The organism is Blautia sp. HCP3S3_B11, assembly GCF_052064435.1.
GTDB lineage: Bacteria > Bacillota > Clostridia > Lachnospirales > Lachnospiraceae > Blautia_A.
Genome location: NZ_JBQHVP010000004.1, coordinates 115,173 through 134,368, shown reverse-complemented (window position 1 = coordinate 134,368; position 19,196 = coordinate 115,173). Strand labels below are relative to the sequence as shown.

Below are 19,196 nucleotides of genomic sequence, written 5' to 3'. Positions count from 1 at the left end.
CATTATCAATAATTATAAAAATTGTATAATCATAGAGGAGATAAAAAATGGACAGACAGATGTTTTGTTTTCAGTGTGAACAGACTGCGGGATGCAGCGGATGTACAGGAAAAGCAGGAGTATGCGGAAAAACCGCAGATACAGCAGGACTTCAGGATGAACTGACAGGGGCATTAATCGGACTTGCCCGCGCCTGCACAAATAATGAAAGAAAAGAAACAACAGACAGAATCATAATAGAAGGACTCTTCACTACAGTGACTAACGTAGCATTTGATGATGATTCCATCAAGGAAATGATAGACAAAGTAAATGCAGAAAAGAGCAAAATCGTGCCAGGTTGCGCAGCATGTGCATCCAGATGCGGAAATACAGATAACTATGATATGAAACGTATGTGGGAAGCTGACGAGGACATCCGCTCATTGAAATCCCTGATCCTTTTCGGTATCAGAGGAATGGCTGCCTACGCATACCATGCAATGGTTCTTGGCTATAAAGATCAGGAAGTTAATAACTTCTTCTATAAAGCATTATTCACACTGGCGGAAGACTGGGGAATGGAAGAACTTCTCCCGATAGTGATGGAAGTAGGAAAAGTAAATTTAAGCTGTATGGCACTCCTTGATAAAGCAAATACCGAAACCTTCGGCACACCGACACCGGTAACCGTACCTTTGAAAGTGGAAAAAGGCCCGTTCATCGTAGTGACAGGACACGATCTTTACGACCTCAAACTCCTCCTTCAGCAGACAGAGGGAAAAGGAATCAACATTTACACACATGGAGAAATGCTTCCGGCACACGCTTATCCGGAACTGAAAAAATTCCCACATCTGAAAGGAAACTTTGGAACCGCATGGCAGAACCAGCAGAAAGAATTTGACCATATTCCTGCACCGATTCTTTACACAACCAACTGCCTCATGCCGCCAAAAGCCAGCTACAAAGACAGAGTATTTACCACAGAAATGGTATCCTTCCCAGATGTAACCCACATTGACGACGAAAAAGACTTCACACCGGTAATCGAGAAAGCCCTGGAACTGGGCGGCTACGCAGAAGATACCCAGTTTACGGGAATCAATGGAGGAACAGAAGTTACAACCGGCTTTGCTCATGGAACAGTACTGGGAGTAGCTGATAAAGTAATTGAAGCAGTCAAATCAGGAGCCATCAGACACTTTTTCCTGGTAGGCGGCTGTGATGGCGTACGTAAAGGCAGAAACTACTATACAGACTTTGTAAAACAGACCCCAGACGACACCATCATCCTCACCCTTGCCTGTGGAAAATACCGTTTCAACGACCTTGACCTTGGAACTATCGGCGGACTCCCGAGAATCATGGACATGGGACAGTGCAACGACGCCTACAGCGCAATCAAAGTAGCAGTGGCACTTGCGGAAGCATTCAACTGCAGCGTAAACGAACTGCCACTGAGCATGATTCTCTCATGGTATGAGCAGAAAGCAGTATGCATCCTTCTCACACTGTTACACTTAGGAATCAAAGACATCCGCTTAGGCCCGACCCTGCCGGCATTCATTTCATCAAACGTTTTAAACTACCTGGCAGAAAACTACAACATCGCCCCGGTAACAACCCCGGAAGAAGATTTGAAAACAATTCTTGGATAAAAAATGTGAGCTGTCTTTCTTTTAGAAGGGCAGCTTTTCAGTTAGCAAAGATTTTTCAGGAGAAATAAGAGTTGGAAATGTAACTAACTTATAGTATGTATAAAATTCTAAGATTTCAGATATAATAAAATATAATGCTAAAACTTAAAATATAAAAAAGTTTTTAAAACATATTTTAAAAACTTGAAAACATAAAATGGTTTTGATATTCTATTTATATAAAAAATAGTTACTGTTCACACGCCGAGTTACTGTTCACTCCGTGCCCAGTAACACGCTTCGCGATGCACAGAATTTATGCTAATCGCATAAATTCGCGCGGTATGTCTCGGGATTTTGGCATTCTCATGCCAAAACACCTCGCGGGATAGTGGCGTGTGAACAGTAACCACGCCGATACGTTCTAACACTGGGCGAAAATACAACCTTGACAACCCCATATATCAAAATGTATAATATTTACCAATAAGCAACAGCTAAATATCAAATATCAAATGCAATGACAGGGAGGAGTACACAACCCCGTGATGCCCAGAGAGAAAGCGGTCGGTGAAAGCTTTCGTGAACGAGTTGTAGAAGTAGCCCTTGAGCAGTGACCCCAACAGCATACTGCACCCCATAACACAGCTTTTGCAGCTATGCCCAGTAGGCGTCAACGTCAGTTCCACGTTACAGGAACACAGTATATCCGTACTGACAAAGTGCAGAGCAAAACTCTGAATACAGGTGGTACCGCGGAAAGATATTTTCGCCCTGGGCAATAAGCCCGGGGCGTTTTTTATAACAAATAAATTCCTGAGCGTCCCCATTCAAACAAAAGGAGGTCCCAAAACATATGAAACAAATATCCGGCAACAAACTCTTAGTCAAAGCCTTAAAAGAAGAAGGCGTAGAATACCTCTTCGGCTACCCGGGAGCCTGCACCATCGACATCAGCGATGAACTCTACAAACAAGACGACGTAAAAGTCATCCTCCCACGTCACGAACAGGCCCTCGTTCACGAAGCCGATGCATACGCAAGAACAACAGGCAAAGTCGGCGTATGCCTTGTAACCAGCGGCCCGGGAGCAACCAACCTTGTAACAGGTCTTGCAACCGCCAACTATGACAGCGTTCCACTCGTATGCTTCACCGGTCAGGTAGCCCGTCACCTTATCGGAAACGATGCCTTCCAGGAAGTAGATATCGTAGGCATCACACGCAGCATCACCAAATACGGTGTCACAGTCCGCAGAAGAGAAGACCTTGGACGCATTATCAAAGAAGCATTCTACATCGCCCGCACAGGTCGTCCGGGACCGGTCCTTATTGACCTTCCAAAAGATGTCATGGCCGAACTTGGCAGTGCAGAATATCCCCAAAATGTCAACATCCGTGGGTATAAACCAAACACAGATGTTCATATTGGTCAGCTCAAACGAGCCCTGAAACTTTTGCACAAAGCGAAACGACCATTATTCCTTGCAGGCGGTGGAGTAGTAATTTCCCGTGCTCACGAAATCTTCCGCGAAGCAGTAGAGAAAACAAACGTACCGGTTGTCACAACAGTCATGGGAAAAGGCGCAATCCCGACAGACCATCCGCTTTATATCGGAAACCTTGGTATGCATGGCGCTTATGCTGCAAATATGGCAGTAAGCAACTGTGATGTACTCTTTTCCATCGGAACACGATTCAATGACCGAATCACAGGAAAACTCCATGAATTTGCACCACATGCACAGATTGTACATATCGATATCGATACAGCATCCATTTCCCGAAACATTCAGGTAGACATTCCGATTGTTGCTGATGCAAAAGAAGCCATCACAAAAATGAACGAATATGTACAGGAATGTTCCACAGGAAAATGGCTGGATCAGATTAAGAAATGGAAACAGGAACATCCACTTGTTATGCGCCCGAATGACATATTAAGTCCGATGGATATTCTGAAAGAAATCAACAACCAGTTTGAGAACAGCATTATTGTCACAGACGTAGGACAGCACCAGATGCTTGTTTCCCAGTATGCAGAAGTTACAGAAGGAAAGCAGATGATCATGTCTGGTGGACTTGGAACCATGGGATATGGACTTCCGGGCGGTATCGGTGCCAAGATTGGAAATCCTGACAGACCGGTTATCGTAATCTCCGGTGACGGCGGTGTACAGATGAACATTCAGGAACTGGCAACAGCAGTTCTTGAAGAACTTCCGGTTATTCTTTGTATTTTTAATAATGAGTACCTTGGTATGGTACGTCAGTGGCAGAAGCTTTTCTATGGCAAACGTTATGCAATGACCAACCTGCGTGCAGGAGCTCTTTCCCGCCGTACAGAAGGTATGGAATATCCACAGTACACACCAGATTTCATCAAGCTTGCAGAAAGTTACAGAGCGAAGGGAATCCGTGTTACTAAGAAAGAAGAAATTGCAGCCGCTTTTGAAGAAGCGAAGAAAAATACGAAAGCACCTACAGTAATTGAATTTATCATTGATCCGGAAGAGATGGTTTACCCGATGATCAAACCAGGCGGAACTCTGGAAGATATGATTATGGATTGTTAATCAGGAGGATTCGATATTATGGATAAAGGAATGAAAAAAAGATGGATTTCTCTCTATGTTGAGAACCAGGTAGGTGTTCTGTCAAAAATTTCCGGACTGTTTTCCGGAAAAAGTTATAATCTGGACAGCCTTACCGTAGGTACCACTGAAGATCCTACAGTATCTCGAATGACTATCGCAACAGTCAGCGATGACGAAACTTTTGAGCAGATCAAAAAACAGTTAAACCGTATGATTGAAGTGATCAAAGTTATCGATTTTACTGATGTATTTGTTCGTATGAAAGAGATTCTGTACATCAAAGTATTTAACTGCTCCAAAGAAGACAAAGTAGAACTCTTCCAGATTGCAGAAACTTTCAAGGCGAAAGTTATCGACTATGGCAAAGACAGCCTGTTGCTTGAATTTGTCCAGACAGCAACCAAGAACGATGCAGTTGTAAAACTGATTAAAGAAGAATTCCACAGGATTGAAGTTGTCCGTGGAGGAAGTGTTGGAATCGAATCTATCAGTATGATGGAAAGATAGGGTCACTATATGGCAAAAAAGAAAATCTATGCGGTAAGAAAAGGTCATAAAACCGGTTTATTTAATACCTGGGCAGAATGTCAGAAGGCAACTGCGGGGTATTCAGGTGCGGAGTTCAGAGGTTTTACTGGGAAAGAAGAGGCACTGGCTTTTCTGAACATGGAAACGACGAAAACGGTGTCAGGAGATAAAGCAAAAGAGGCAGCAGGAGTTGTCGAAGTACCTGAAAATATGGTGATTGCCTATGTGGATGGAAGCTTTGAAAAGAGTATCGGCAGATATGCGTTTGGCTGCGTACTCCTTACGCCTGACGGCCAGGAAATCCGGGAGTCCGGGAGTGGAAGTGATCCGGCTGGAGTTGCGATCCGAAATGTGGCAGGAGAGATGCTAGGCGCTATGAATGCAGTGAAATGGGCACAGGAGAATGGTTATCCTGCAGTAGAAATCCGTTATGACTATGAAGGTGTGGAAAAATGGGTGACAGGTGTATGGAGAGCGAAGACACCACTCACCAGTAAGTATGCAGTTCACATGCAGGAAGCTGGAAAGAAGATTCAGATTTCTTTCTGCAAAGTAGCCGCTCATACGGGAAATCATTATAACGAGGAAGCCGATCAGCTTGCAAAGAGTGCACTGCTTCGCACAGATGAAAAAGTAAAAATAGTATAGAAATTTCCTGAAAAAACAAAAGATAATAGAAGAAAAGAGCAAAAATATGTGATACACTGGTATGTGCCGATAGGTTGATGAACAAGTCAATTTATCGGCACATTGTTGATTGCTCATGAAAAAATTTCTGAAATATTACACTAGCTGAATCAGGTTGGTGGTGAAAGCAGAAAATAAATATTTATCTGATGAGACAACAAATATATAACAGAGGAGGAGAATTACATCAGATGAAAACAAACTACAATAAGACATTGCAGGCATGTTTTGTGGGATATGTTGTGCAGGCAATCGTCAACAACTTTGTTCCGTTGTTGTTTCTGACATTTCAGAGCAGCTATGGAATATCATTACAGAAGATCACGCTTCTGGTTACTTTCAATTTTGGTATTCAGCTGCTTGTTGATCTGGCATCTATCGGATTTGTAGACAGAATCGGTTATCGTGTATCTATGATTATTGCACATGGGATGGCAGCAGCAGGTCTGATTTTACTGACGGTTTTGCCGGAAGTTTTTGCAGATCCATTCTGGGGATTACTTGTCGCAGTTATGATTTATGCAATTGGCGGAGGTTTACTTGAAGTATTGGTAAGCCCTGTTGTAGAGGCCTGCCCGACAGATAATAAAGAGAAAGCGATGAGTCTTCTGCATTCTTTTTATTGTTGGGGACATGTGGGAGTAGTGATTCTCTCCACGTTATTTTTCAGGATTTTTGGCATAGAAAACTGGAAATATATGGCGCTTGTATGGGCGCTGATTCCAATCGTAAACGGCGTACTTTTCACCAGAGTTCCGATTGCTCCGTTGCTGGATGAAGGGGAAGAAGGACTGTCCATGGCAGAACTTTTTAAGAAAAAAATCTTCTGGGTTCTGATGCTGATGATGCTCTGTGCAGGAGCCAGTGAGCAGGCAGTCAGCCAGTGGGCTTCCACCCTTGCTGAGAAAAGTTTCGGAATCAATAAGACTATCGGAGATCTGGCAGGTCCTATGGCATTTGCCATTCTTATGGGAAGTTCCAGAGCCTTCTATGGAAAGTTCGGCGATAAGATCAATCTTGAACATTTTATGCAGTATAGTGCGATTTTGTGCATGATTTCCTACCTGATGATCGCATTCATTCCCGTACCGGCACTTGGAATCCTTGGATGTGCAGTCTGCGGTTTATCCGTCGGTATTATGTGGCCGGGAACGTTCAGTATGGCTGCGGCATCTGTAAAAAGAGGTGGAACCGCATTATTTGCGCTTCTTGCACTTGCCGGTGATGTGGGATGTTCTTCAGGGCCTACTTATGTGGGAATGATTTCCGGTACACTGAATGATAATCTGAAAATGGGAATTTTCGCGGCACTTGTTTTTCCGATATTAATGATAGTAGGAATTAAGCTGATTTCCGGACTGAGAAAGAAGAATATATAGGAAATATAGCAGACTGCTGAATGGTTACAAAATATTTCAAAAGAACATTGTAAAATATAGAAGGTTTTGGTATACTAAATTAGCTTTACGGAGGAAAAACAATGGGAGAATGGATAAAAAAAATAAACTGGAAATTTGTCCTTGTAATGATCATAGGAAATATCATTCTGGGACTTGGAATTGCGATTTTTAAACTTTCCGGACTTGGAAATGACCCTTTCAGCGGAATGGCAATGGCATTGGCTGAATGTGTGGGGATTGAATATGCAAGATTTGTAATTTTGATGAATATAGGGTTTTTCATAATAGAAATCATCTGGGGAAGAAAGCTGATCGGATTGGGAACAATCGTAAATGCTTTGCTTCTTGGATACATAGTGACCTTTTTTTACAATCTGATCATATCAGTGATCGATGCACCACAGCAGATGGCAATGAGGGTGCTGACAGTGTGTATTGGTGTTATCATCACAAGCCTTGGAATTTCCATGTATCAGCTTCCGAAGCAGGGCGTTGCACCATATGACAGTATTTCACTGATTATGACAGAGAGATGGCCGAAGATTCCGTACTTCTGGTGCAGGGTATCAAATGATGCAATAAGTGCACTGGTGTGCTATCTTGCAGGCGGAATCGTGGGGCTTGGAACTTTAGTCAGCGCATTTGGATTCGGACCATTTGTACAGTTTTTTGACACACATTTTACATCAAAAGTGCTGGCAAAGCTGGAAAAATAAAAAAACTGTCCTGTATATGCACATTATACGTAGAAAATAGGTGCATTACAGAGACAGTTTTTTTATTTGTCAGCCTGTTAACTGCATATATGGCATGCTTTACATGCAGATGGCGTAGTAGCGCATCCTCCCATAGCAGTTTCACGCAGTTCTGCAGGAAGCTTTTTACCCACGGTAAACATCGTCTGGATCATTTCGTCCAGAGGAATCAACTGCGGGATTCCTGCGAGAGCCATTTCTGCGGCAATGATCGCATTTGCAACACCGGCAGCATTTCTGTTCTGGCAAGGATATTCTACCAGACCTCCTACCGGATCACATACCAGACCAAGCATATTCATAAGGACAGTAGATGCAGCATACGTACATTCTTTTGGGGTGCCGCCCATCAGTTCCACAGTGGCAGAAGCAGCCATGGCAGAAGCAACGCCGACCTCTGCCTGACATCCGCCGACAGCACCGGCGACGGTGGCATTTCGCATTGCCAGATATCCGATCGCACTTGCATTGAAAAGCGCCTGAATGATTTGATCGTCAGAGAAGTGGTAATGCTCCTGCATTGCCAGCATCAGTCCAGGGACAATTCCGGCAGAACCGGCAGTAGGAGAAGCCACGATCAATCCCATAGAAGCGTTAGTCTCAAGTGTTGCCATGGCGTAAGTTATTGCTCTCTGAAGCAGATCACCACAAAGTCCCTGACTATTCTGAGCGTGAAGACTCAGCTTTCTTGCCTCGCCTCCGATTAGACCGCCCATGGATTTTACAGGTCTTTCAATAGGAGAACGTGCGGCATCTTTCATAATCTCCAGAACCCGGCTCATTCGTTCCTTTACAGTTTCAGCGGTTGTTTCGCCAAGTTCAATCTCGCGAAGACGCATGATCTCTGAAATAGGAAGATTTTTTTCTTCACAGAGTGTTAAGAGTTCGTTTGCATTTTTAAAGTCCATGATAAAAATCCTCCTTTCTTTACATCTGTACGATCATGACTTCATGAATATTTGGGTTTTCGCGGATAGCAGGAACGATATTCTCCGGAAGCTTACCATCAGATTCTACAATTGTGTAAGCAATATCGCCTTTTCCTTCGCGGAAGAGACGCATAAATGCAATATTGATATTTCGGTCACTCAGGCATTTGGTAATATAGGCCACAACACCCGGAGTATCCTGGTGAATAACGATGACTGCGCTGTACTCGCCAGTAAAATCTACCTGAACGTGATTGATCTTAACAATACGGACTTTTCCACCACCCAGGGATTCTCCGCGCACAGTCATTTTCTGGCCTTTTTCATTTTCCATACAGATATCTACAGTATTTGGATGAATGTCTGTTTCCTGGTCATTAGGAGTGAATGAAAACTCCAGATCTTTTTCGTGGGCAATATCGAATGAGTTTCGGATACGCATATCATCCGTAGAAAATCCCATGATTCCTCCAAGTAAAGCGCGGTCTGTACCATGTCCGCGATAGGTTTTGGCAAAAGAACCATACAAAATAAAATCAGCCCTTTTTAACGGACCTTCGATCATTTTCTGGGCAAGATAAGAAATACGTGCCGCACCTGCGGTATGTGAACTTGAAGGACCGATCATGTTCGGTCCCATTACATCAAATGCACTGATAAATGACATAAGAATTATTCTCCTGTAATTATGAAATAATAAGCCCTCCGGCGTTAGCTATATTCTAACATTGACTCATGAAATAAGCAAATTCTAATATAAACTGTTAAAGGAAAGCCTTACGTTAGTATTGTTGCTGTTTACTCTGTGCCAGTAGCGTTAGTATTAACGTTACTGTTCACTCCGTTCACAGTAACGTAGCCAAAATTCATTCCAGATTGCCTGCGGCAATGGAATTTTGGCTTGTATGTCTCGGGATTTTGGCATATTCATGCCAAAACACCTCGCGGGATAGTGATGTGTGAACAGTAACGTATTAACAAAAATTAATGTAAAAAATAGAAATACAGGGTTGCTTTTTCACAATAGGGCGGTTACAATAACAATGCAAATGAAACAAGACTGTTTTTATCATAAAAGAACAGTGTAAGTTTTGAGCGTTCAGGAAATCAGTTCACAGAAAGAATGAAATTTTTCTGAACGAAAAATATAGAGAAAAGGCAGGTGGAACAGAATGGATAATTGCGATTCTCATGGGCGAAGTAGTAGCACAGGATCTGAAATAAAAAGAGCATATGAGTATTGCAGACATTCTGTTCTGCTGTAGTCATATATTACACATCTTTTTCGATTTCTTATCCTGTATTTATGAAATTCCCCGAATCATGCAATTACATATTTGAACAGTGAATAATCAGTAAGCAATACATTGGAAGTGTTTACTGTTTTATTGTGCTGTAAAGTGCATAGAGAAAGTGGCAGTAACGACAGACTGCTTTCTTTTGGTGCGCATTTTAACGGAGGAAAAAATGATGGAGAAAAGAGTACAGGATTATTCCAAAGAAATTCTCAAAATCATCCGCAGCAATACCTCTCCGGCTGTTATGGCAGGAAGACTGCAGGATTATCATGAGAATGACCTGGCAGATGTACTGCCAGTGCTGACTGTACAGGAACGGTGCAAATTGTACCGCATTCTGGACACAGATGTGCTCTCTGATATTTTTGAGTACACAGAAGAAGAGAACGCAGCAGAGTATCTGAACGAAATGGATGTAAAAAAGGCGGCAGCCATTTTATCCAGAATGGAGACAGATGCCCTGGCAGATGTATTAAATAAACTTGAAAAAGCAAAAAAGAAAATACTGATCGATCTGTTAGAACCTGAGGTTCGGCGTGATGTGGAAATGATCGCATCTTTTGATGAGGATGAGATTGGAAGCCGCATGACTACAAACTTTATTGTGATCACAGATAAGCTCACCGTAAAGCAGGCTATGAGCAGCCTGATTTCACAGGCAGCGAAGAACGATAATATTTCTACGATTTTCGTAGTAACAGAGCAGCAGAAATTCTACGGTGCGATCGATTTGAAAGAATTGATTATTGCCAGACAGGATGATCTGCTCGAGAACCTGGTCGTGACATCATATCCGTATGTGTATGCGGAGGAGAATATTGATGACTGTATTGAAGAACTGAAGGATTATTCAGAAGATTCTGTTCCGGTACTGGATAATGATAACCAGCTTCTGGGTGTTATCACATCTGCGAGCATCATTGATCTGGTTGATGACGAGATGGGAGATGACTATGCGAAGCTGGCTGGTCTGACTGCTGAAGAAGATTTAAAAGAACCTCTGAAAGAGAGTATGAAGAAACGTATGCCATGGCTGATCATTCTGTTAGGTCTTGGAATGGTCGTATCTTCTGTTGTAGGTCTCTTTGAGCAGGTAGTAACGGCACTTCCGATTGTGATGTGTTTCCAGTCCCTCATCCTGGACATGGCGGGAAATGTAGGTACACAGTCTCTGGCTGTAACGATCCGTGTGCTGATGGATGAATCACTTACAGGAAAACAGAAACTGGAACTTGTATGGAAAGAAATGCGAATCGGATTGTGCAACGGCAGCCTTCTGGGATTTTTCTCTTTCGTATTGATTGGGTTGTATATTTATCTGTTTAAGGGAAAAACATTGTTGTTTTCTTACGCAGTGTCAGGCTGTATCGGTGTGGCACTTTTACTGGCAATGCTGATTTCCAGTGCAGTGGGAACCTGCATTCCGCTGTTTTTTAAGAAAATTAATATTGACCCGGCAGTAGCTTCCGGTCCGCTGATTACAACGGTGAACGACCTGGTTGCGGTAATCACATACTATGGTCTCAGCTGGATTTTTTTACTGGAAATGTTGCATCTGGCGGGATAATAAAACTGTAAAAAATGGGCTGTCTATTTCCCGACAGCCCATTTTTATGTACGTCTGGAAACGTACAATTGTAATCTCTTAAATAAATTTTGGCTTTAAAAGAGTTGCTTCAGAAATAATCTGAAGTGAAGTCTCAGGTTAGTTTTATGCAGAGGCTTTGGAAAGTTTCTGCTTCTTAAATGTCTGGATTCCTTCAGCTACAAGGAAGAGAGCCAGAATAGCCATCGCTGCCGCAAAGATAAGCTGGAACCAGTCACCCCAGAGAGCCTGTCCTGCACCGATCATAACGATCTTATTTTTTACAGTGATAAGCAGGCTGCAGAGTGTTGCTGCAAGCATAAATACCATTGGGACATAGAACATTTTATTGTTCTTTCCTGCCTGGCCAAGCCATGTGCAGACTGCCATGAGAGCGATACCTGCAAGAAGCTGGTTGGCTGCTCCGAACAGTCCCCAGATCTGGCTTAATGACAGACCACCAAGGATACAGCCAACAACAACAAGGAAAGTAGTACCTACCATCGGGTGAGCAAGGAACTTACGTGCGCCGGTAGCATCTTTCCATGTCTTTTCATCCTCTTTCAGGAAAAGTTCTGAGAACAGAAAACGTCCCAGACGAGTTCCTGTATCCAGAGAAGTCAGTGCAAATACAGATACGGCCAGAGTTAAAAGAGCGTAAATCGTGTTATAAACAGAACAAATACAGCTGCCTGAATTGGTCCGTTAATAGGACCGGCACCTGCGATAGATGAAAAATGATGTCCCATAAGGACTGCTGGTTTTGCTGCGACATAATCAACACCGTCTTCCATTTCGACTGCAGGTGTTGATTTCTTCGGGTCAATGCCCCACTGTTTTGCGAGCCAGGAGCCATAGCCCACATAACCGATCAGGAGCAGAATGATCGCTGCTACGATAATCAATATAGCTGTCATTTGTTTTCTCCTTTTCCCTGTGTAAAATAAGACTCACGCTCATGCCATTATTTTGCTGAAAAGTTTCTTCATGGAACGCCCCTGAGAATTGCAGAACTGATTTCCGGTGGAGAGATCAACAACATACAGTCGATAATGACTAAATCCATGTAAACTCATGCGATAGCTTTTATAATGTTTTAGCCTCGGCACAATTTTGGAAATGTCTTCAGTTACAGAGGAAGCGATGATGATCAGAGAAATATCTGTATTTCTGTGATTAGAATGCGGCTGAACACGTGAGATTCCCTTTTCCCAGGCTGTGGCATCCAACTTTTCCAGAAAGAGACGGTCCAGATTCTCGACAGAAGCAAAAAATATAACAAATGAGAAAAAGTTATCAAAGTGATTGGCTGCTGTTATTACTGTTCACTCCGCTTCCAGTAACATTATTTTTGGTTGTTAGCATTTCAAGACCTGCTTTACATTGCTGGAAAAAATGGATACAATATAAAAAATACAACAATAATGACTTATAAAAATGTCAGGATTAAAACCATTCAGGCTGGATATATAAAAAAGTTTGATTTTTCAGTTGAAGGGAGTGTGATAGAATGGAAAGAAAAAAAGCTGCCGGTGGGAATAGAATTTTTTGATGAGCTGATCAGACAGGACTTTTATTATGTAGACAAGACAGAACTTATTGCAGAACTCCTTCATAATTGGGGGGCGGTAAATCTTTTTACCAGGCCAAGACGCTTTGGCAAGAGCCTGAATATGAATATGCTGAAATATTTTTTTGAAGTGGGATTTGAACAGACGATTTTTGACGGACTGAAGATATCGAAAGAAACAGAACTATGTGAGAAATATATGGGACAGTTTCCAGTGATTTCTATTACGCTTAAAGGTGTAGAGGGAATAAATTTTGAAGCGGCAAAGAAAGCACTGGGAAATGTTATTGGAACAGAAGCAAAACGTTTTTCATTTTTAAAGAATAGTGAGAGGCTGGATGAGGATGAAAGAGCTACGAGTTTTATTTTCGTAGCAAGGTACAAACAACTGAGAGGGGATTTAAAACTACCCTTTTGTCGCTCTAATCATAATAATACGAATATATCATAAGAAAATTAACAGGAGGGCCTTTGATATGGATATTTCTGAATTTATAGAAGTAGCAAAGAATCTTAACGTTCTTGGAATTAAAATTACAAAAGACGGAGAACTGGCAGCAGAGTGGCACAGTGAGCCTGAATGCAGGAGAAATATCTATTCTGCAACGAAAAGCTTTACATCCTGTGCAGTTGGTTTTGCTGTTCAGGAAGGTTTGATTGATCTGAATGAAAAGCTTACAGAAGCATTTTCAGGAGATATGCCGGAGAATATTGATGATAACCTGAAATCTGCAACAGTCCGGGATTTACTGACCATGTGCCTGGGACAGGAAAAGGGAAATCTTATGGGAGAACAGCGCCCGTTATATAAGGAAGATGACTGGGTAAAGATGTCTATGGCTGTTCCTTTTAAATATAGGCCAGGAACACATTTTGTATATAATAATGTTGGTCCGTATCTGGCTGGAATTCTTGTACAGAGACGGTCCGGATGTGATCTTGTTTCCTATCTCACACCCAGATTGTTTTCACATCTTGGGATAAAACGCCCGACATGGGAAACAGATCCTCTTGGTAATAGCTTTGGAGCAGGTGGATTATTCCTTACCCTTTCTGAACTTCACAAATTTGGTCTTTTCTATCTTAATGAAGGCAGATGGAATGGCAGACAGATACTGTCTGAACAGTGGATAAAAGAAAGCACAAAAGCTGCTGATGTGGATCATTATGGATATCTGTTCTGGCGCGGAGAATACAATTCATACAGAGCAGATGGAAAATATTGCCAGATTTCCATGGTTCTTCCGGATAAAAATGCAGTTGTCACATTTGTATCGGAATGCCGCAGAGGAAAAGAACTTATGCGCGCAGTTTATGATCTTATTTGCACAAAATTATTATAAGGGGAGAAATATTATGACTCAAAAAGAACGTATGGAACAGGGAATCATTTATGATCCAGGTGCATCAAAAATTGCAGATGAGCAGGCTGTTTATATGGAAAGACTGGGAGAATTTAAAATAAACCAGAAAGAGAGCCTACATTAATGGATTTAAAACAGTTACAGTATTTCGTGGTATGTGCGCAGACCGGGTCGTTCAGTGAGGCGGCAAAAAATCTATATTCAACACAGCCGAGTGTCAGCAAGGTAATCAAAGGTCTGGAAGATACACTTGGAATGCAGCTTTTCGAACGGCTTCCAAGAGGAATCCGCCTGACGGTACAGGGAAAGAAAGTTTATCAGTACGCGTCGAAAATTATAAATGAGATAGATGTTCTTGAGAATATGGCATCGCGTGGAATGACGAAATGGATTCGGATTTCCATGAATCCAAGTTCCTGGTTTGCCAATCAATTTGTAGAGTTTTATAATGAAACATTTGAAAAAAGATACCATTTTCAACTGACAACAGCAGGTGTGCGCAGTGTGATGGAACGAGTCAGGGATTATATGGATGATATTGGATTTGTATATATCTTGAGTCACCAGAAGGAGAATTTCCTGCATGAACTTGCAAAGAATAAAATGCAGTTTATACCTATGTATGAAACAAATCTGATTCTGTACCCAGGACGTTTGACACAACTTTACGGTTCCGGTAAGGCAAGTGCGAATCTGGAGGATCTGGAAGGAATCCGTTTCATACAGAATTATCAGGACGAGTTTTTTGATATTGGCGCAGTGAAGGAAGAAGCATTTCAATGGAAAGATATTGATATTTCTGTGCTGACGAACAGCGATTATATTATGGAAAAAATGCTTAAGAACAGTAAGGTTTCAAATATGAGTGGAAGTTATCTCTCAGAAAACAAGACAGGAACTACACCGGGAATCCCGCTGGAACTTGGCGATAATAAGGTTATTTTCGGATATATTCTCCATAAGGGTGAGAAAATAGATGAGAGCATAGAAGAGTTTCTGGAATTTTTAAAAGAAAGACTTCCCAAAAGCTGATCAGAGTAGACTAAGTTACAGAAAAAGATCTGGTATAAAAGTATACAATGAAGTATTTTACGAATGTCAGCCTGTAAACTGACATATTCCAGAATGCCGTAAAAGTATTCAAACTAAGAATGGCACACAACCCTCCCCTGGGGTTGTGTGCCTTTTTTGCTTTTGCTAGACTTTATCTGTAAATTTGAGTGTGCGGATTCAATACGGTTATGCAGGTAGAAAAAATAAAAAAATTTATTCAGTAAGATGCTTATCGGTAATATTCCGCAGAATGTTCGGGTAGACGTAATGTCAGAAACTAGAACATACAAAAGGAGAAACTATGATAAAATATGTTTTCAAAAGACTTCTTCAGTTGATTCCGGTTCTGATCGGAATTACTTTTTTGTCATTCGCCATGATGCGTTTGGCAGGGGGAGATGCTGTCACTTATATGTATGAAAATGCCGGAACAGCGGTTTCCCAGGAAGTAATCGATAAGACCAGAGCGGAATATGGACTGGATCAGCCATTCCTCGTCCAGTATGGGAAATGGTTTGCAGGAATGGTAACCGGGGATATGGGCGTGAGCTATGTATCAAAAAAGGATGTTTATGATACTTTTGTAGAGAAACTTCCGGCAACCCTTCTTCTGACGGTATCATCGGTATTGCTTACCATGATTATTTCGATTCCTTTGGGAATTTTGTCAGCAGTAAAGCATAACCGTTGGAGCGATTATGTAATACGTTTCGTCAGTTTCATCGGTAATTCCATGCCGAATTTCTTTGCGGCACTGGTATTGATGTATTTCTTTTCTATTAAGTTAGGATGGCTTCCGGTAATTACTACAGATAACATTGCGCTGAGTCTGGTACTTCCGACTCTGACTCTGGCAATTGCTATGGCTTCTAAGTATACCAGGCAGGTGAGAGCGGCAGTTCTTGAAGAACTGAATAAGGATTATGTGGCAGGAGCCAGGGCAAGAGGCGTGCGTGGAAGTGTAATCGTGTGGAGAAACGTAATGAAATCTTCCATGCTTACGATCATTACACTCCTGGCACTTTCCATAGGAAGCCTTCTGGGTGGAACTACGATAGTAGAAACAATTTTTATGTGGGATGGCGTTGGAAAGATGGCAGTAGATGCCATTACCATGAGAGATTATCCGATTGTTCAGGCTTATGTCGCCTGGATGGCGATTATTTATGTTGTGGTCAATCTTATTACAGATATTCTGTATCACTACATGGATCCCCGCGTGAGATTAGGGGGGTGATCAGGCATGAGTGAAAATCAGATCAATGAGAAAAAGATCAGTGTCCGTAAACAGAAAATAAAGAAGAATCATATCAGGGAGAAACTGATATTTTTTACAGCGCTTACGGTTATTTTACTTATCATTGCTGTTTTTGCGAGAAAACTCTGTCCGTATGATCCGTATGCACAGGATCTTCTGCAGGCACAGAAAGCTCCCTCAGCGGAACATATTCTGGGAACGGACAGATACGGAAGAGATATGTTCTCTCGTGTATTGGCAGGAAGTACGACAAGCATTTATGCGACACTTTTACTGGTTGCAATCGTTACTGTTGTGGGAACTGTGATTGGTATTGTCTGTGGCTGGTGTGGTGGAATCGCAGATACGCTTCTGATGCGCATTTCAGATTTGTTTCTGGCATTTCCAAGCCTTGTATTTGCACTGGCTGTTGCCGGAGTTCTTGGAGGTGGCATTCATAATGCGGTGATTGCGTTGGCAGTAATCGGATGGCCAAAGTTTGCAAGACTTGCGAGAGGACTGACATTGGCACAAAAAGATTCCGCTTATCTGATGGCGGTAAGGATGTCTGGCAGCAGTACACTGAAAATATTATTTAAGCATATTTTACCCAATATTGCAGGGCAGATTCTTGTCACGGCAGTTCTTGATATCGGAACCATGATGATGGAGCTTGCAGGACTTTCTTTTCTGGGACTTGGCGTTCAGCCTCCGGCAGCGGAGTGGGGAAGCATGATTAATGATGGAAGAAGTATGCTTCAGATCTCACCATGGATGGTACTGGCTCCCGGTGCTGCAATTTTTATTACTGTTATGATATTTAATCTTCTTGGAGATACACTGAGAGATTATATGGATCCAAAGCAAAGAGCTAAAACAAAGAACTAAAACAGAGAACTAAACAATGGAGGGAAAGAACTATGAAGAAAAAAGTGATTGCTATGTTACTTACAGGAGCCATGCTGGCATCTGGTTTGTCTGCAACTGCATTTGCAGCTGATGAGAAAACTTTTGTATACGGAACAACCGGATACAGTGAGGAGATGGGAGATGCAGGTCTCAATCCACATGACAATTATTCTGGATGGAGTGCCCTTCGTTATGGTGTTGGCGAGACACTTTTCAAATACAATGATAACATGGAAGTAGAGCCATGGCTGGCAACAGATTATGAATTTGTAGATGATACAACGGTAAAGATTACACTTCGTGATGGCGTAAAATTCTCAAGTGGACGTACGATGGATGCAGAGGCAGTGAAAGAGTGTCTGGATGATCTGCTTGCAGTTCATGACCGCGCGCCGTATGATCTGAAGGTCGATCATATAGATGCTGATGGTCTGACCCTGACTATTTATACAACTGAGCCATGTCCGGCAATCATCAATTATCTGGGTGATCCATATGGTGCAATCATTGATATGGAATATGGTGTTCAGGGAGAAGGCGGTTCTGCAAATGTAGCAGGAACTGGTCCTTATATCGCTACAAACGTTACGCCTACACAGATTGATCTGGTAAAGAATGAAGATTACTGGGGCGGAGAAGTAAAGGTAGATAAAATTACTGTAAAATCTTTTGCAGATGGAAGTGCACTGACAGCAGCTTTGCAGACAGGCGATATTCAGGGAACTTATGGACTTCAGTATGACAATTATTCACTGTTTGACGGAAATTCCGATTATACGATCAATTCCTGTGCTACCAGCAGATGTTTCTTTGGTCAGTTTAACATGGATTCTGAAATCGTACAGGATCAGAATGTACGTAAGGCTATTGAAATGGGAATTGATAAGGAAGGATTCTGCTCTGTAATCATGGAAGGACGTGGACTGCCGGCAAAAGGAGCATTTCCGAGCAGTTTCTCTTACGGAAATGATGCAGTAGAGACTGTATCTTATGATCCGGATGGAGCGAAAGAACTGCTGGAGGAATCAGGTTGGACAGATACCGATGGTGATGGATATGTAGATAAAGACGGACAGAAACTGACGATCAACTGGCTGACTTATCCGACTCGCCTGGAGCAGCCGAAACTTGCAGAGTATGCACAGGCAACTCTGAAAGATATCGGAATTGATTTGGTTGTAAATAATACAGCTGATCATAAAACTTTTGCGGAAAGCGGAGATTTTGATGTTTATGTAAGTTCGCTTACTACAGCACCTACCGGAGATCCGGAGTATTTCTTTACAAGTACAGTAACCGGTGCAAAAAACTACGGAAATTATCAGAATGATGAAGTTACAAAACTGACCGAGCAGCTTCATCAGACTTTTGATACAGATGAGAGAGGAAAACTGGCAATAGAACTTCAGCAGAAAATTCTGGATGATGATGCATATTTCTTTGTATCTCATCTGAACATGGGAATTGTGACAAAATCAAATGTTACGGGTATGGCAGCTCATCCGTGTGATTATTATGAAATTACGGCAGATCTGGATGTGAAATAAAAAGATTAAAATTTATTGTGTGCCCGATGATATACTCGTAAATCATTGCATCCTCAGGTTTATGCTGACTGTATGAATCTGGGGATGTTCTTGTAAAAGTAATCTTTCCGGGAATGAAA

18 protein-coding genes and 1 other annotated feature are annotated in these 19,196 nt (G+C 42.0%); of the genes, 14 read left to right on the top strand and 4 right to left on the bottom strand.

Annotated features, from left to right (window positions below; genetic code table 11):
* Window positions 1–47 precede the first annotated feature (47 nt).
* The 6 genes from hcp (at window position 48) to ACTNC0_RS04240 (ending at window position 7,546) form a co-directional block, all read left to right on the top strand.
* A complete protein-coding gene (gene hcp / locus ACTNC0_RS04265) occupies window positions 48–1,640 on the top strand; it encodes a hydroxylamine reductase (RefSeq protein WP_441086442.1) in 1,593 nt (530 codons plus the stop codon).
* Between the two features lie 490 nt (window positions 1,641–2,130).
* Window positions 2,131–2,399 (top strand) — a binding site (T-box leader).
* A gap of 76 nt (window positions 2,400–2,475) precedes the next feature.
* Window positions 2,476–4,194, top strand: a complete 1,719-nt coding sequence (ilvB, locus tag ACTNC0_RS04260) for a biosynthetic-type acetolactate synthase large subunit (protein ID WP_441086441.1) — start codon at window positions 2,476–2,478, stop codon at window positions 4,192–4,194.
* 18 nt (window positions 4,195–4,212) lie between these two features.
* A complete protein-coding gene (gene ilvN / locus ACTNC0_RS04255) occupies window positions 4,213–4,722 on the top strand; it encodes an acetolactate synthase small subunit (protein WP_022381366.1) in 510 nt (169 codons plus the stop codon).
* Window positions 4,723–4,731: 9 nt separating this feature from the next.
* On the top strand, window positions 4,732–5,391 hold the full coding sequence (locus ACTNC0_RS04250; protein WP_441086440.1) for a ribonuclease H1 domain-containing protein: 660 nt from the start codon (window positions 4,732–4,734) through the stop codon (window positions 5,389–5,391).
* Between the two features lie 230 nt (window positions 5,392–5,621).
* The gene (locus ACTNC0_RS04245; protein ID WP_441086439.1) at window positions 5,622–6,809 is read left to right on the top strand and encodes an MFS transporter; all 1,188 of its coding nucleotides are present in this window, start codon (window positions 5,622–5,624) and stop codon (window positions 6,807–6,809) included.
* Window positions 6,810–6,910: 101 nt separating this feature from the next.
* Entirely contained in the window at window positions 6,911–7,546 is a 636-nt protein-coding gene (locus ACTNC0_RS04240; RefSeq protein WP_441086438.1) for a YczE/YyaS/YitT family protein, read from the top strand.
* 77 nt (window positions 7,547–7,623) lie between these two features.
* Here the strand turns inward: ACTNC0_RS04240 and sdaAA are convergent, their stop codons facing one another.
* Entirely contained in the window at window positions 7,624–8,493 is an 870-nt protein-coding gene (gene sdaAA / locus ACTNC0_RS04235) for an L-serine ammonia-lyase, iron-sulfur-dependent, subunit alpha (protein ID WP_441086437.1), read from the bottom strand.
* A 19-nt stretch (window positions 8,494–8,512) separates the two neighbouring features.
* The gene (gene sdaAB / locus ACTNC0_RS04230; RefSeq protein WP_441086436.1) at window positions 8,513–9,181 is read right to left on the bottom strand and encodes an L-serine ammonia-lyase, iron-sulfur-dependent subunit beta; all 669 of its coding nucleotides are present in this window, start codon (window positions 9,179–9,181) and stop codon (window positions 8,513–8,515) included.
* Between the two features lie 803 nt (window positions 9,182–9,984).
* Between sdaAB and mgtE the strand changes: the two genes are divergently transcribed.
* Window positions 9,985–11,379, top strand: a complete 1,395-nt coding sequence (mgtE, locus tag ACTNC0_RS04225; RefSeq protein ID WP_441086503.1) for a magnesium transporter — start codon at window positions 9,985–9,987, stop codon at window positions 11,377–11,379.
* A 144-nt stretch (window positions 11,380–11,523) separates the two neighbouring features.
* On the opposite strand, the gene ACTNC0_RS04220 is transcribed toward mgtE, so the two are convergent.
* Both ACTNC0_RS04220 and ACTNC0_RS04215 read right to left on the bottom strand, forming a co-directional pair.
* The gene (locus tag ACTNC0_RS04220; RefSeq protein WP_441086502.1) at window positions 11,524–12,012 is read right to left on the bottom strand and encodes a carbon starvation CstA family protein; all 489 of its coding nucleotides are present in this window, start codon (window positions 12,010–12,012) and stop codon (window positions 11,524–11,526) included.
* Window positions 12,013–12,044: 32 nt separating this feature from the next.
* Window positions 12,045–12,314 (bottom strand): carbon starvation CstA family protein, encoded by a 270-nt coding sequence (locus tag ACTNC0_RS04215; RefSeq protein WP_441086435.1) that lies wholly within the window; start codon window positions 12,312–12,314, stop codon window positions 12,045–12,047.
* Between the two features lie 585 nt (window positions 12,315–12,899).
* Between ACTNC0_RS04215 and ACTNC0_RS04210 the strand changes: the two genes are divergently transcribed.
* The 7 genes from ACTNC0_RS04210 to ACTNC0_RS04180 all read left to right on the top strand — a co-directional run bounded on the left by ACTNC0_RS04210 (window position 12,900) and on the right by ACTNC0_RS04180 (window position 19,077).
* The gene (locus ACTNC0_RS04210) at window positions 12,900–13,418 is read left to right on the top strand and encodes an AAA family ATPase (RefSeq protein WP_441086434.1); all 519 of its coding nucleotides are present in this window, start codon (window positions 12,900–12,902) and stop codon (window positions 13,416–13,418) included.
* A 25-nt stretch (window positions 13,419–13,443) separates the two neighbouring features.
* Window positions 13,444–14,310, top strand: coding sequence for a serine hydrolase domain-containing protein (locus ACTNC0_RS04205; protein ID WP_441086433.1), 867 nt, complete (start codon window positions 13,444–13,446; stop codon window positions 14,308–14,310).
* Between the two features lie 13 nt (window positions 14,311–14,323).
* Window positions 14,324–14,455 carry a hypothetical protein gene (locus ACTNC0_RS04200; RefSeq protein ID WP_441086432.1) on the top strand — a complete coding sequence of 44 codons (132 nt, stop codon included), beginning with the start codon at window positions 14,324–14,326 and terminating at the stop codon, window positions 14,453–14,455.
* On the top strand, window positions 14,455–15,363 hold the full coding sequence (locus tag ACTNC0_RS04195; RefSeq protein WP_118136380.1) for a LysR family transcriptional regulator: 909 nt from the start codon (window positions 14,455–14,457) through the stop codon (window positions 15,361–15,363). Before ACTNC0_RS04200 ends, ACTNC0_RS04195 begins: the two co-directional genes overlap by 1 nt.
* A 322-nt stretch (window positions 15,364–15,685) precedes the next feature.
* Window positions 15,686–16,621, top strand: a complete 936-nt coding sequence (nikB, locus tag ACTNC0_RS04190; protein ID WP_441086431.1) for a nickel ABC transporter permease — start codon at window positions 15,686–15,688, stop codon at window positions 16,619–16,621.
* A gap of 6 nt (window positions 16,622–16,627) precedes the next feature.
* A complete protein-coding gene (gene nikC / locus ACTNC0_RS04185) occupies window positions 16,628–17,509 on the top strand; it encodes a nickel transporter permease (protein WP_441086430.1) in 882 nt (293 codons plus the stop codon).
* Between the two features lie 32 nt (window positions 17,510–17,541).
* Complete coding sequence (locus ACTNC0_RS04180; RefSeq protein WP_441086429.1) at window positions 17,542–19,077, top strand: ABC transporter substrate-binding protein; 1,536 nt, start codon at window positions 17,542–17,544, stop codon at window positions 19,075–19,077.
* The last annotated feature ends 119 nt before the right edge of the window (window positions 19,078–19,196 follow it).